The organism is Enterococcus songbeiensis, assembly GCF_005405265.1.
GTDB classification, from domain to species: Bacteria; Bacillota; Bacilli; order Lactobacillales; family Enterococcaceae; genus Enterococcus_C; species Enterococcus_C songbeiensis.
In genome coordinates this window covers 83,502-96,690 of the sequence record NZ_BJDS01000009.1, presented here as the reverse complement: position 1 = coordinate 96,690, position 13,189 = coordinate 83,502, and the positions used below count along the sequence as shown (strand labels likewise).

The 13,189-nt window shown below is 36.7% G+C and carries 18 protein-coding genes; 14 read left to right on the top strand and 4 right to left on the bottom strand.

Going from position 1 to position 13,189, the window contains the following annotated elements; translation table 11 throughout:
* Positions 1-187 precede the first annotated feature (187 nt).
* The 4 genes from FFM66_RS06390 to FFM66_RS06375 are packed head-to-tail and all read left to right on the top strand — an operon-like array spanning position 188 to position 1,999.
* Complete coding sequence (locus FFM66_RS06390; protein WP_371851512.1) at positions 188-772, top strand: kinase; 585 nt, start codon at positions 188-190, stop codon at positions 770-772.
* Positions 773-827: 55 nt separating this feature from the next.
* A complete protein-coding gene (locus FFM66_RS11475) occupies positions 828-1,085 on the top strand; it encodes a hypothetical protein (protein WP_246038425.1) in 258 nt (85 codons plus the stop codon).
* A 41-nt stretch (positions 1,086-1,126) separates the two neighbouring features.
* On the top strand, positions 1,127-1,522 hold the full coding sequence (locus tag FFM66_RS06380; protein WP_048603900.1) for a GNAT family N-acetyltransferase: 396 nt from the start codon (positions 1,127-1,129) through the stop codon (positions 1,520-1,522).
* A 36-nt stretch (positions 1,523-1,558) separates the two neighbouring features.
* Entirely contained in the window at positions 1,559-1,999 is a 441-nt protein-coding gene (locus tag FFM66_RS06375) for a DUF1801 domain-containing protein (RefSeq protein ID WP_137605364.1), read from the top strand.
* A gap of 41 nt (positions 2,000-2,040) precedes the next feature.
* Here FFM66_RS06375 and FFM66_RS06370 read toward each other — a convergent pair whose 3' ends face one another.
* Positions 2,041-2,511 (bottom strand): 8-oxo-dGTP diphosphatase, encoded by a 471-nt coding sequence (locus FFM66_RS06370; RefSeq protein ID WP_137605363.1) that lies wholly within the window; start codon positions 2,509-2,511, stop codon positions 2,041-2,043.
* Between the two features lie 145 nt (positions 2,512-2,656).
* Between FFM66_RS06370 and FFM66_RS06365 the strand changes: the two genes are divergently transcribed.
* From FFM66_RS06365 to FFM66_RS06340, 6 genes are all read left to right on the top strand, one after another.
* Complete coding sequence (locus FFM66_RS06365) at positions 2,657-3,406, top strand: acyl-[acyl-carrier-protein] thioesterase (protein WP_137605362.1); 750 nt, start codon at positions 2,657-2,659, stop codon at positions 3,404-3,406.
* A 48-nt stretch (positions 3,407-3,454) separates the two neighbouring features.
* Entirely contained in the window at positions 3,455-3,967 is a 513-nt protein-coding gene (locus FFM66_RS06360; protein WP_137605361.1) for a P-loop NTPase family protein, read from the top strand.
* A 96-nt stretch (positions 3,968-4,063) separates the two neighbouring features.
* Complete coding sequence (locus FFM66_RS06355; protein ID WP_048603905.1) at positions 4,064-4,636, top strand: thymidine kinase; 573 nt, start codon at positions 4,064-4,066, stop codon at positions 4,634-4,636.
* Between the two features lie 14 nt (positions 4,637-4,650).
* Positions 4,651-5,724 (top strand): peptide chain release factor 1, encoded by a 1,074-nt coding sequence (gene prfA / locus FFM66_RS06350; RefSeq protein ID WP_048603906.1) that lies wholly within the window; start codon positions 4,651-4,653, stop codon positions 5,722-5,724.
* On the top strand, positions 5,717-6,550 hold the full coding sequence (gene prmC, locus FFM66_RS06345) for a peptide chain release factor N(5)-glutamine methyltransferase (RefSeq protein WP_137605360.1): 834 nt from the start codon (positions 5,717-5,719) through the stop codon (positions 6,548-6,550). The genes prfA and prmC overlap by 8 nt, the downstream gene beginning before the upstream one ends.
* Before the next feature lie 196 nt (positions 6,551-6,746).
* On the top strand, positions 6,747-7,781 hold the full coding sequence (locus tag FFM66_RS06340) for an L-threonylcarbamoyladenylate synthase (RefSeq protein WP_137605359.1): 1,035 nt from the start codon (positions 6,747-6,749) through the stop codon (positions 7,779-7,781).
* A gap of 49 nt (positions 7,782-7,830) precedes the next feature.
* Here the strand turns inward: FFM66_RS06340 and FFM66_RS06335 are convergent, their stop codons facing one another.
* A complete protein-coding gene (locus FFM66_RS06335; protein WP_137605358.1) occupies positions 7,831-8,814 on the bottom strand; it encodes a VOC family protein in 984 nt (327 codons plus the stop codon).
* A gap of 30 nt (positions 8,815-8,844) precedes the next feature.
* On the opposite strand from FFM66_RS06335, the gene FFM66_RS06330 reads away from it, so the two are divergent.
* The 4 genes from FFM66_RS06330 to FFM66_RS06315 all read left to right on the top strand — a co-directional run bounded on the left by FFM66_RS06330 (position 8,845) and on the right by FFM66_RS06315 (position 11,707).
* Positions 8,845-9,423 (top strand): alpha/beta hydrolase, encoded by a 579-nt coding sequence (locus FFM66_RS06330; protein WP_137605357.1) that lies wholly within the window; start codon positions 8,845-8,847, stop codon positions 9,421-9,423.
* 407 nt (positions 9,424-9,830) lie between these two features.
* A complete protein-coding gene (locus FFM66_RS11355) occupies positions 9,831-9,992 on the top strand; it encodes a hypothetical protein (RefSeq protein ID WP_171000806.1) in 162 nt (53 codons plus the stop codon).
* 830 nt (positions 9,993-10,822) lie between these two features.
* Positions 10,823-11,404 (top strand): signal peptidase I, encoded by a 582-nt coding sequence (gene lepB / locus FFM66_RS06320; RefSeq protein ID WP_137605355.1) that lies wholly within the window; start codon positions 10,823-10,825, stop codon positions 11,402-11,404.
* 99 nt (positions 11,405-11,503) lie between these two features.
* Positions 11,504-11,707, top strand: a complete 204-nt coding sequence (locus FFM66_RS06315; RefSeq protein ID WP_137605354.1) for a hypothetical protein — start codon at positions 11,504-11,506, stop codon at positions 11,705-11,707.
* A gap of 172 nt (positions 11,708-11,879) precedes the next feature.
* Here the strand turns inward: FFM66_RS06315 and FFM66_RS06310 are convergent, their stop codons facing one another.
* Both FFM66_RS06310 and FFM66_RS11350 read right to left on the bottom strand, forming a co-directional pair.
* The gene (locus tag FFM66_RS06310) at positions 11,880-12,065 is read right to left on the bottom strand and encodes a hypothetical protein (protein ID WP_137605353.1); all 186 of its coding nucleotides are present in this window, start codon (positions 12,063-12,065) and stop codon (positions 11,880-11,882) included.
* 604 nt (positions 12,066-12,669) lie between these two features.
* Positions 12,670-12,837 (bottom strand): hypothetical protein, encoded by a 168-nt coding sequence (locus FFM66_RS11350; protein ID WP_171000805.1) that lies wholly within the window; start codon positions 12,835-12,837, stop codon positions 12,670-12,672.
* Positions 12,838-13,189: the final 352 nt, after the last annotated feature.

Here is a 13,189-nt window from a genome sequence, read left to right as displayed (position 1 = left end):
ACTTTTTTCAATAATTATCAATAATCTTAAAAAAAACCTTATCTTTTGAACACAATTTATTCATACTTTCCAGCTATTCTATAGACATACCAACAAACAACCCAAAACACTTTTCATTTTTAACTCCTTCCCCGTTCTTGAAAAAGGACGGGGCCCTTTTTTTCACGTCATATCTTTTGATAATGGCGTGTTTTTTTGTATCCTTTTTTTGGGAGACGACTATAATAGGAGGAAAAAGAAAAGAAAGAGGGAAACGATGGAGAGTGTCTTAGTAGTTTTAAGAGGGAATTCTGGTAGCGGAAAAACAACGATTGCTAAATCTCTTCAAGAAAAATTAGGAGCTAGAACCATGTTGATTTCGCAAGATGTTATACGCCGAGAAATTTTGAAAGTTCGCGACACAGAAAATAATCCATCTGTTGAATTGATCCGGCAAATGGCTGAATATGGAAAAACAGTTAGCCCAGTTGTCATTATTGAAGGGATTTTAGTCAATAGGCGTTACCAATCCATGCTGTTTTCCTTGATTGAATCTTTTCAAGGGAATGCATTGGTTTATTATTTTGATTTGAGTTTTTCTGAAACGGTAAAACGTCATAAAACAAAACCAAATAAAGAGGAATTTGGCGAGGAACAGCTACAAAAATGGTGGAATGAAAAAGATTTTCTAGGAGTGACTAATGAGGTTTTACTCACTGACCATCAAAAGAAAGAGAACATCATCAAACAGATTTTAGGTGATTTAGCTGTTTATACAAAAATAAATGATTGATCTTTAGTATAAAAAATTCCCTTTATTTACAACTAGTTAAGAATGGAGGATGTCTATGATTGAAATAAAAGTAAATGTGGTAATAACTCCTAAGCAAATTGCTGCCGTCTATCAAGAGGCTGAATTTGATAAATCGATTGAAAATGAAATGCGGCTTAAAAAAATGCTGACGGAGACACCGTTGACAATCAGTGCATGGGAAAAGGAACAGCCGATTGTTAGCGGAGGTACAGGAGTATTTGGGAAATCGAGTGTTGCTGACTTTGCGATCAGAAGAAACAGCACAAGGATTTTATCAAAAAATTGGGTATGAAAAAACGGATGCGATGTTTCGAATCCATCGGGAGAGATAACATGTTGATTATTGAGAAAAATAAAACCATTTCTATTGAAGAAATGAGTGCAGTTTTTAAAAATTCTGGTATCCGACGTCCGATTCACGACAAACAACGGTTGAAACGAATGCGAGATAATGCCACTATCTTGTATACAGCTTGGCAAGATGGACAAATTGTAGGACTTTTAAGAGGCGTCTCCGATGGTTCATATTGCTGCTTTATTTCTGATTTGGCCGTGGATAAAAGCTATCAGCGACAAGGTATCGGAAAAAAGTTAATGACAGCATTAAAGCAAGACTTGGGTCCAAAGATTTCTCTTGTTTTACTGGCGGCACCTGAGGCGATGGCGTATTATCCTAAACTCGGTTTTGAGCAGGTGACTGCTGCCTTCAAAGTACCGCGAAAGTATTAGAAAAAGCTAACTAAGAAAAAGAATGGAGGGAAAGTAATGGAGCTGGCAGCTTATGAAGCAACATTGCCGGAAAAATGGCGGGACAGTTATTTCAGCTTAAAGGAAAGCCTTCTCACCAATCTTCCAGAAGGTTTTGAATTGATAATGCAATACGGAATGCCAACGTTTGTCGTTCCCCTCAGTACATTTCCACAAGGGTATTTGGGACGTAAGAATGAGCCGTTGCCTTTTCTTTCGTTGGCGGCGCAAAAAAATCATTTGGCCCTTTATCACATGGGGTTGATGAGCAACAAAGAACTGCTGACCTGGTTTCAAACCAAGTATGCAGAAGCTGTACCAACAAAGCTAAACATGGGCAAAAGTTGTATTCGCTTTACAAATACGAAACATATTCCTTATAAGCTGATAGGAGAATTGGCGCAAAAAATAACCGTAACAGAGTGGATCGAAGCCTACATGAGGTATCAGAAAAAATAAAAAGAACGCTGACCTTGAGAGAATTTTAGGTCAGCCTTTTTCTAATCAAACAATTTATCCGATTCAAAGGTGTGGGTTAACTCATTCCAGAACATCTGATATTCAAAGCTTTTTCCCTCCAGAACCAGTTGAAGCCGTTTTTTAATATCTGATTTGATTTCTAAATTAGGAATCTCAGCTACATCAAACCACTGACACGCGCCTTCTGCTCCATTTGGAATCAATTCACCGGTAAAATCCGTACATAAGTAGTCTAAAAAAATAAATTGCTCCCGCTTGATTTCATTGATAAATCCAGAAACGCCCTTCAAGGTGATACTTTTTGCTACAAGCCCGGTTTCTTCCTTCAATTCACGGATGGCAGAATCGGTAAAGGTTTCAGGAAATTCAACTTTCCCTCCCGGTGGAACAAAACCAGAAAAATCACCTTTGTTTCGTTCAATCAACAAAACCTGCTGCTCTTTTTTTACAACCACTGTATTCCAAAATCTAAAATGAATTCCTTCAGTCAAACGAAGCCCTCCTTTTTTTGATATTATAACCGAACCTATCTATCCACGAAAGAAGTTGCGACGTTCTTTTTTATTTTCAAATTTTATTTTTCGGTGTCTTTTGTTATGATAGGAAAGACTAAAAATAAAAGAGGTTATTTCAAAAATGGTAAAAAAATACGCAAAAACATTTCAGATAAATTATCCTGATAGTGATGCTTTTCAACAAATTAAACTTTCCCGATTGTTTGATCTTTGCACCATTGTTTCTTATGAACATAGCAATGTGATTGGAATCGATACGGCATATCTTGATCGCTTGGGAGTAAATTGGATCATCAATGAAGCTGAATGCAGCTTCGAAAAATTTCCAAAATACAATGATACGATTACGATTGAAGTCTACGCAACCACCTACAATAAATTTTTTATCTACCGTAAATTTGAGATTTTTAACGAGACAAAGGAAATTATTGGAACAGTTTTTATGTCGCTATCCTTATTAAATCTGGAGAAGCGCAAGATTCATACGATTTCCGAAGAAGTCGGGGAAGCTTTTGGAGCAGAATTTTCAAAAAGAATCCATCGTTTTGAACGAACAGACGGAACGCAATTACCGGAAGCACCAACCTATCAGATACTCCCCAAATACAGTCATCTAGACTATAATCAGCATGTATACAATGTCTTTTACTATGATTGGATGTTAGACAGCTTACCGTTAGAAATACTACGGGAAAATCAAATTAAAAAATTGACGATGCGCTTTGAAGAAGAAATCGCTAAAGATGAACCCATTGCGGTGTATCACGCCATCACAGAGGACAACCAGCTGACAACTATCACTGCAATAAAAGCCCAAGACAAAGAAAAAGCAATCGCCACGATTGTTTGGGAGACAAAGGACAAGCAATGAGTTCTCGCTGAAAAAAAGCGGCAGAAGCAAAAGGAAGGAGGTTTTATCATGAAACTAGCGATTCTAGGATATTCCGGCAGTGGAAAGTCAACGTTGGCGCGGTTTATTTCTGAAAAAAGAAATCTTCCTCTCCTTCATCTTGATGCGGTCAATTTTGTTCAGGATTGGCAAGAGCGAGACAAAGAAGAAGCAAGAACAATTGTGAGGGATTTTTTAACAAAGGAAGACTGGCTCATTGAAGGCAATTACAATAACTTTTTGCAACAGGAGCGTTTAAAACAAGCGGATCAGATTTATATTTTGACCTTTTCAAGATGGACCTCCTTACGAAGAATTCTTGCCCGGGGCATTAACTATCGAGGGAAAGTTCGTCCAGATATGGCAGCCGGCTGCATCGAAAAAGTAGATGCTGCTTTTTTATGGTGGGTGTTGTATGAAGGAAGAACAGCAGAAAAACGCAACCACTTTACAGCAATCAAGAACCAGTATCCGACAAAAACAATCCTCATAAAAAACCAACGGCAATTAGATAAAATCTATCAGCAATTTCAATCAAAGTGAATGCTGTCTTGCCCTTTCTCCCATCTACCTTGAATTTAGGACTGTAAAAAACTTCGATTTTCCGCTATAATACCAAAGGAAAGCGGAGGGCGGAATATGGCACAATTATTTTTTAAATACGGTACAATGAACAGTGGAAAGACAATTGAAATTTTGAAGGTTGCTCATAATTACGAAGAACAAGACAAACCCGTGGTAATCATGACTAGCGGTGTCGATACACGTTCTGGAATCGGCAATGTATCCAGTCGCATTGGCTTGGAGCGAGAAGCGATTCCGATTTTTGAGGAAACCGATATTTTTCAAGTTATTTGCGATTTACCCTTCAAACCTTATTGTATTTTGATTGATGAAGCGCAATTTTTAATGAAAAAGCACGTGCTGGATTTTACAAAGGTAGTAGATGATCTGAATATTCCAGTCATGGCCTTTGGGTTAAAAAATGACTTCCGTAATGAGCTGTTTGAAGGCTCAAAATATTTGCTGCTGTATGCCGATAAAATTGAAGAAATGAAAACAATCTGTTGGTTTTGTCATAAAAAAGCCACAATGAATCTGCACTATATTGATGGAAAACCAATCTATGAAGGAGACCAAGTTCAAATTGGGGGCAATGAGGCCTATTACCCAGTTTGTCGTCACCATTATTTCCATCCTGAAATCAAATAAGAAGGAGAACAGGCATGTACGATCAATTGCAGGCGATTGAAGATCGCTACGAAGAATTAGGCGAACTATTGAGCGACCCAGCGGTAATTTCCGATACCAAGCGCTTCATGGAGCTTTCAAAAGAAGAAGCAAATACCCGTGAAACCGTGGAAGTTTATCGTCGCTACAAAGAAGTAGTCCAAGGAATCAAGGATACAGAAGAACTGCTAGGGGAAAGCTTGGACGCGGATATGGCTGAAATGGCGAAAGAAGAATTATCCGATCTAAAAAAAGAAAAAGAAGTTATCGAAGACCGCATCAAAATTTTATTGTTGCCAAAAGATCCCAATGATGACAAAAATATTATCATGGAAATCCGTGGTGCAGCAGGCGGCGATGAAGCAGCACTTTTTGCTGGTGATTTATTTACTATGTATCAAAAATATGCAGAAAGCCAAGGCTGGAAAGTTGAAGTCATGGATGCCAACATCACAGGAATCGGCGGGTACAAAGAAGTAATCATGATGATTTCCGGCAGCAACGTGTATTCAAAATTAAAATACGAAAGCGGTGCGCATCGGGTCCAACGGGTTCCTTCAACAGAATCGCAAGGACGTATTCACACCTCTACTGCAACCGTGGTCGTTATGCCGGAAGCAGAAGAAGTAGACGCGGAACTTGACGACAAAGATATCCGGATCGATATTTACCACGCATCCGGTGCTGGTGGACAGCACGTCAACAAAACGGCATCAGCGGTTCGACTGACCCATATTCCTACCGGTATCGTAGTTGCGATGCAGGACGAACGTTCACAATTAAAAAATCGGGAAAAAGCCATGAAAGTATTGCGGGCACGGGTATATGATCAAATTTCCCACGAAGCACAAAGCGAATACGATGCAACTCGTAAATCAGCTGTTGGAACTGGAGATCGCTCGGAACGGATTCGTACCTATAATTTTCCGCAAAATCGGGTGACCGATCATCGAATTGGCTTGACTATCCAAAAATTGGATCAAATTCTTGCAGGTAAATTAGATGAAATCGTTGATGCGTTGATTCTTTACGATCAAACCTCAAAATTGGAAGAAATTCAAAATGGTTAAAAAAACGTATCGAGAAGTCCTGAACCGGGCTTCTTCTTTTTTAGAATCTCAGGGAAAAGAAGGCTACGCCATTCAATTTTTGTTTTTGGAACGAAAAAAATGGACGAAAATGGACTGGTTACTGGCAATGAATCAAACAATTCCTACAGAAGAGGAAGAGCTGATCCAGCAAGATTTAACGGCATTGCTGGCAAATCATCCTCCGCATTATTTGTTGGGCTATGCGGATTTTTACGGACATCGCTTCAAGGTGACACCAGCAACACTGATTCCTCGACCAGAAACAGAAGAGCTGGTGGCGGAATGTTTGAAGGAAAGCGGGAAAGAAAAACAACTTGTTGTTGATGTAGGAACTGGAACAGGAGCCATTGCAATCAGTTTAAAGTTGGCTTGTCCTGACTGGCAAATGATTGCAGTTGATCTTTCTCCTGAAGCACTTACTGTGGCGAAAGAAAATGCGACAAATTTAGGTGCTGTGATCGATTTTCGTTTAGGGGATACCTTGGCACCTGTCGAAGAAAAAATAGATATTTTAATTTCCAATCCTCCATATATCAGTACCGAAGAATGGGGACTGATGGATGAAAGTGTTCGGACTTTCGAACCGAAAATGGCCTTGTTCGCCGAGGAAAACGGTTTGGCTCTCTACCAAAAAATTGCCGCAGAAGGAAAGAAAAAACTTCATCCAGAAGGCAAGATTTTTTTAGAAATCGGTTTTCAACAAGGACCCGCAGTTAAAAAGATTTTTGAGAAAGCTTTTCCAGAAAAGAAAGTGAAAATTCTTCAAGATATGTCTGGGAAAGATCGGATGATTTTTGTCTCCTAAAGGCCAACATGTGGAAAAAAATTTTTTTAAAATGTTTCACGTTAAAAAAACAGGTTAAGACTGGTAGTTACACAAGTTTAAAAGTTGTCAACAGGGTTATGCACACTTGACAAATTAGTTATCCACAAAATGTGAATAACTAATTGAGGAATGTTGAAAACTTAATCATTTTATTGAGAAAGGCTGTGAATAAACTGTGGAAACAAAATGCTATGAGTGGACGGATATTGCGGAAGCGGCACAAAAAATTAAAGATGGAGAACTAGTTGCTTTTCCAACTGAAACGGTGTATGGACTGGGGGCTAACGCTCTTTTGCCAGAAGCTGTCCAGCAGGTTTTCAAAGTTAAAGGACGCCCTAGCGACAATCCACTGATCGTTCACGTGAAAGATTTTCAGCAAGTGCTTCCATTTGTGGATAAAATACATCCTTTAGCAGAAAAAATCGTTGAAATGTATTGGCCAGGTCCGTTAACGTTGATTTTTTCCATCAAAAAAGGACAGTTACCAACTGTTGTGACGGGAGGGTTATCCACAGCGGCATTTCGTATGCCTGCAAATAAAAAAACACTTTCATTGATTGAGCAGGCGGGTGTACCAATCGTTGGACCGAGCGCAAATACGTCAGGGAAACCCAGCCCCACTACTAGTGAACATGTTTTCCATGATCTGAAAGGGAAAATTGCAGGAATTTTAGAAGACGGAGCGACTGCCATTGGGGTTGAATCAACGGTACTTGATTTAAGTGATCCAACAACTTCACCGGTGATTTTACGTCCGGGTGCGATCACGAAAGAAGAATTAGAAGCCAAATTGCAGACAACGATTTTATTAGATAAGCATTTGGTTAAAGAATCGGAGACCCCGAAAGCACCGGGAATGAAATACAAACATTATTCACCGGATACACCAGTCATGATGGTAAAGTCCGCAGACTGGCAAGCCGTTTTAGATTGGGTGAAGGATAAACAAATTCGTGCAGGAGTGATTGCTGGACCGCAAATTTCAGAAAAAATGCGTTATGAAGCTGCCGCAGTTTTTATGTTTCCGAAAGACACAGTTGAGGCTGCTGCAAAAGGTTTATTTGCCGGATTGCGGGCGTTGGATGAACCTCGCTTGGGATTAGATGTAATTTTTGTTGAAGTTTTTCCAGAAACCGGCTTGGGTGCTGCATACATGAATCGTTTAAAAAAAGCCGCTGCACAAACCTATTTTTCAGCAGCGACCAAATAAAAAAGTTCGAAAAACTGTCTCAAACTGGACAGTTTTTCGAACTTTTTTGTTACGCATCGTGATCGTGCGGTTGATTCTCTAAAATTTGTTCAATGCTTTCTCGTTCGCCCGCTAAAAAGTGGGGCAGATACAAAGGAATCTCTTCAAAAACCCTGCTTTGGTTTTCATAAGCCGAAGGATCAAGACTTCCTTCCTCCGTAGCAATTTCAATCAGCATTCGATTTGGTTCCCGGAAATAAAGGGAGGTAAAAAATTCGCGATGTTTGATACCAGAATTTAGGAAATTTCGTTGATTTAATTGTTCGTCCAGTTCCCGCAGCCGTTTTTCATCTTTGACTCCGAAGGCAACGTGATGGATGCCGCCGATACCAAGTTCTGCTAATGGGCTATGGATATCGTGGATCAAATGAACTTCTTGATAGAAAGTCGTCTCTTGATTATCCAAAATGGTGACTTCTGTATTTGTGTCAAAAAAAGTCGTCTGCTTTTGTTGGTGCCAACCTAAAAGATTCGTTAATTCTTTTTCTGTGGCGGCTGGGTATTGCCCACGCAGTTGGATTGCATCAATTCCCAAAATCGCATGTTCCACTGGTACGTCGGTATCCGCAAAGGGATAGAAATCCTCGGCTTTTTCAAATTCTCTGAGTGGTGTGAGGGACATTTGTGTGTCATCCGGGGCTTCAAAACGCAAGAGTGGGCGACCATTGAACGTTTCGATACCGTAATGGCAAATGCCGGCAGCTTCCAATCGCGTCTCCCAGAAAGTCAGGGATTCTTCGGAAGGGACCTTCATAACTACCCGTTCGATATTATTGGTTCCAAATTTATGATCTTCCCCTTCACGGACTTCAAAAAAAGTCAGTTCTGTACCAATCCGTTCTCGGTTATCGGAAAAAAAGAGATGATACATGGTGTGATCATCTTGATTGATCGTTTTCATTAGTAATTTTAAGCCAAGTATATTATGATAAAAATCAAACGTCGGTTGAATAAATCGATTTAAAATGGAGATATGATGGATGCGTGCATTCATTTAAAAAATCCTTTCTCTTAGGAGGTTATTATGGAAAAATTTTTTCAACAAGGGCAAGATGATACGCTAGTCGTTGCCTTTCATGGAACCGGCGGTAATGAATACCAACTGCTGTCGACAATCGCGGCTTTATTTCCGGATGCTAGTGTACTGAGCTATTTGGGAACTGAAAAAACGGGTCAGGAACGTCGATTCTTTGCACAATTAGTCGATGGAAAATTGGATCGGGTTGATTTTGAAAAACGAGTGACAGAATTTCTTGAAGAAGAATGGCCAACCGTAACCAAAAAAGAACGAATCATTTTCATCGGTTATTCTAATGGTGCTAATTTTATTTTAGGCTTGTTGGAAAAGCAGCCTGAACTTGCTGATACGGTTATTTTACTTCATCCAAGTAATTTCGTCTATCAATTCGAAACGACAGCAGCTTCGACACAGCTTTTGTTGACCAGTGGTGCGCAAGATTCTATCAGCTTACCGGGAGAAGCGTTGACATTGTCACAACAATTGGAAAAATCTTTTTCCAATGTTCATTTTCTATTGTTGGACGGTGACCATCAAGTCAGTGAAGATGAAATCAATCGTTTGAAAACCTATCTAAAGAAATAACATAAGGGAAAAGACTGTAGACAAAGCTGTGGGTTGGCTTAGGTCTACAGTCTTTTTAAGTTTGGGCGATGGGAAATGAATGAAGGAGAAGGTCTTGATTATTTTTGGAGTAGTGCTCGTTTTTTGATCCTAGCTTATCTTAGCTACAGATAAAAATTAATTGTCTATTTCCATTGAATCGTTATCGTATAGTGTCATATAAATAAAATTAATACTATTATTCAAAAAAGCAAAAAAATATTTTAAAGAAAGCGATTTCGTGTTATGGTGGAATAAAAGGGCAATGAAGCATTGCACCTGGTTTAGGATTACCTTCTGGTACATCAACTAAATACCTATACTTTAGCGTCGGAAGTGATAAGTTTTGGTTAGAATATAACTTATAAAATATCGGAAGGAGGATTGAAATGATAGTAGAAATAGCTATGATCCTCAGTTATATTTTGGGTGTGGGAAAACTCATTCTAGGTATCTCTCTTTTTATCTTTATGATTAAAGTTTTAAATAGTTTAAAGGAAATAAAAGAAGAGTTAAAAAAACAAGCTAATGACACGAGTAATCATAAATAAAATTACTTTTTTAATTAGAAGATGGATGATTTTATGAGCAACGAAGCATACCAAGTAATCTTGCTTCGTTGCTTTTTGGTTTTTTCACAATAATTCTCTATAGGTATAAATCAGTCGGGTTTATCCGGTTGATAAATGTTAAATAAATTCTTTAACCGGTTCACATAGTCCATTTTTACGTTGATTACTTGCAACGTGAAAACCGGTTCTCCTTCTATCACGTAGAAAATCAACTCTCTTTTTTGGAAAATGCTCATGCTCAATGTTTTATTAGGACTATTTTTTTGTCTGATGCGTTTGTCAAAACGGATACCTGAATGAGGAAAAGTTTTTAAAATCTGCCTGTTATCAAAAATATCTTTGATTTTTGTGAAATCAAACGGATTAATTAGTAAGATGGACATTAAATGCTAAAATAGAAGATATACAGTGTATTACTATTCTGATCGGAGGGAGAGGGCTATGGGGAACATAGTAAAAAAAATTGCTGCACTTTTTAGGAACATACGCTTTTTAGGTGGAGATTCATTTAATCGGAACGCAAATTCTGAATTGTATTTACGAGAACAAAATCTCAAACGTATTGAAAGGGAACGAGAACGAAAGGAAGACGATACCCAACTCTAAGAAAATATCGTTTCCATCCTAAAAGCTCATTTTATGAAAAGTTAATACTGTATTCTTGCTATTTCTCAACTCAAGCAGAAACCTAAATGATATAGTAAATTTGTTAGAGTAATTATATTTTTTAATCTACCATTTTATTAATTTGTATAGTAAAATACGAATAAGATTTTTTGCAAGCGCTTTTAATAGTTAAGGGCGAAAACATGAAACAAAAAGTAAGACCTTTTTTTAAAAGATTTATACCAGTAATAGGAATAATTCTTTTCGTGTTGTATCTAAGAATGTTTGTTTTTCAACCTGTAAAAGTAATGGGACATTCTATGGATCCAACATTACAAACAAACGAAAGGTTACTAATATTAAAGTCACAAAATATTAAACGATTAGATATTGTTGTAGTAAAACACCCAACTGTAAAGAAAAAAATTATTATCAAAAGAGTTATTGGAATTCCAGGAGATTATATTTCGTTCAAAAATGATAAGATGAAAATTAATGGGAAATTAGTTAACGAAAGCTATCTAAAAGAGTATCTAAAACTATTTAAGGAAAATAAATTACAGGAAGTATATACATACAGTGAACAATATCAAGAATTAGCTCGAAATTCAAAAAATTTTACTAATCAAGACTTTGAAATACACGTACCAGAAAATAATTATTTTCTACTGGGAGATAATCGATTGGTCTCTGAAGATAGTCGGGTATTTGGAAATGTGGAGTCAAATCAAATTATCGGGAAATCTATCATTAGAATTTGGCCCGTAACAAAAGAGAATCTATGACTTTTTTATTAGTAAATTTCTGAAAGGATAGAGATTTACGGAGTTGGGTATCCAGCAGCCTATTGAACATTGACTCGCTGTTAATTGGAGGTGTCGAAAATGTTAAAAAAATTTCAGAAGTCTAAAATAAATATATACAGTATAATTGGTTTTCTTGGAATTATTGTTTTAGGGATTATTAAAGAATTTGTACCTTCTTTGAGCTTTTTAACCACTGGTTTTCCTGGACTAGTATTAGTAGCCGTGTTCTTATTTTTAGGAGTACAAGGAGTCATTGCTAATAAAAAAAAGAGTAGCGAATAAAAATCACTTGAGTCTAAGATCAAAATTAAAATAGTTATTTACTGATTAAATTAACATAATCAATAAATAACTAATATTTAAGAGGAAGTATAAGTTTAATTTTATAAATGTCAGATAACATAGCGAATTGTTTTATATAGATATTAATAATAATAAACTAAAAAGAATGAAATTACTTCTGTCCTTTAAATTTACGTGACAAATCATTCCATATCAATTTAATCATAGAACCAAAAGAAATTCCTGAATCTTTTCTGTTTCTAATTAGTTGACCAAGATCACTTGCAAAATATCCATAACTAAAATAACCACCAACTAGAGCTAACAACACTACAAAAACAGAAATAGCTATTTTCATTTTATTCTCCCCATTTCAGTTAAAGAATATTTTTATTAAATTTTCCACAACTTTATATTGGAAATAATGGCATAAATACTACGTTATTTCAATTATAGGGACACTGCATATTTCATGAACATCTCTATCTGTATTCCTGATTTTTCTATGACATCCAATATTTTTGATGGTATCTAGTGGCCTGTTAATTAAAAGGAAGGAAAGAAAAATGCTAAGAAAAAATCAACAAAAGGCAAAATGTATATACAGTATAATTGGTTTTTTGGAATCTCTGCACTTTGGCTCATTAAAAAGTTCGTACCACCCCTAAGTTTTTTCGCTACTGGATTTCCAGGTTTAGTGCCAATGAGTCTTTTCTTATCATTATTTGTACAGGTATTTAGGGAGGAGAAAAGAAAACTGAAAAGTAGCAATTGAATGTATATTTGCTTACACTTGTATGTTCTGTTCCTGCTTTGTGATTAATGTTTGGACTTTACGTTGAAAAATTAGAAAGCAAGTTGAACAAAAAGAAATAAGAGCAACAAAGCTGAATTCTCAGTCTTTTCTGAACGAACCATTTGGTCAGTAGTCTTAACCTTTCTTTAGATGTTTTTTATTTATGTTAGTTTTTTTTATCCTTTTTAGAAGTAACGTACATCCCATATATTCCCACGCCAATAAAAATGATTGATGTTATTATCACAACATTGTCTTTAGTCCATATTCCTGAAATCAGTAGAACAAAAAATAGAACAGTTCCCCAAAATCCAACAGTTTTGAATAATTCCATTTCATTTCTTCCTTTCAAATTTCATTAGATTTAAGCTAATCAGATTAGTTCGTAAGATACCTATTGATTGTAGACGTTTCAATCGGGTAGTTTTTTCTTTACAATTTATTTATCCTTTTGGGTTTCATTTTCTGATAAGCACCCATTGCAAAAGGTCTTCATTTACTTGTTTCGTTTCATGAAATTCCTTTTACAATTTTTTAAACATAGGCTGATTTCCTCTTTTTAGTGTATGTTACCATAGTTTTCTTGAATAGATAGAGTTGTTACACATAATACACGGATTGTATAGTTCATAAAAATAAAGCGCTTTAAAAAACATTGACTTTCTTTCGCAAACTCGGTATATTTT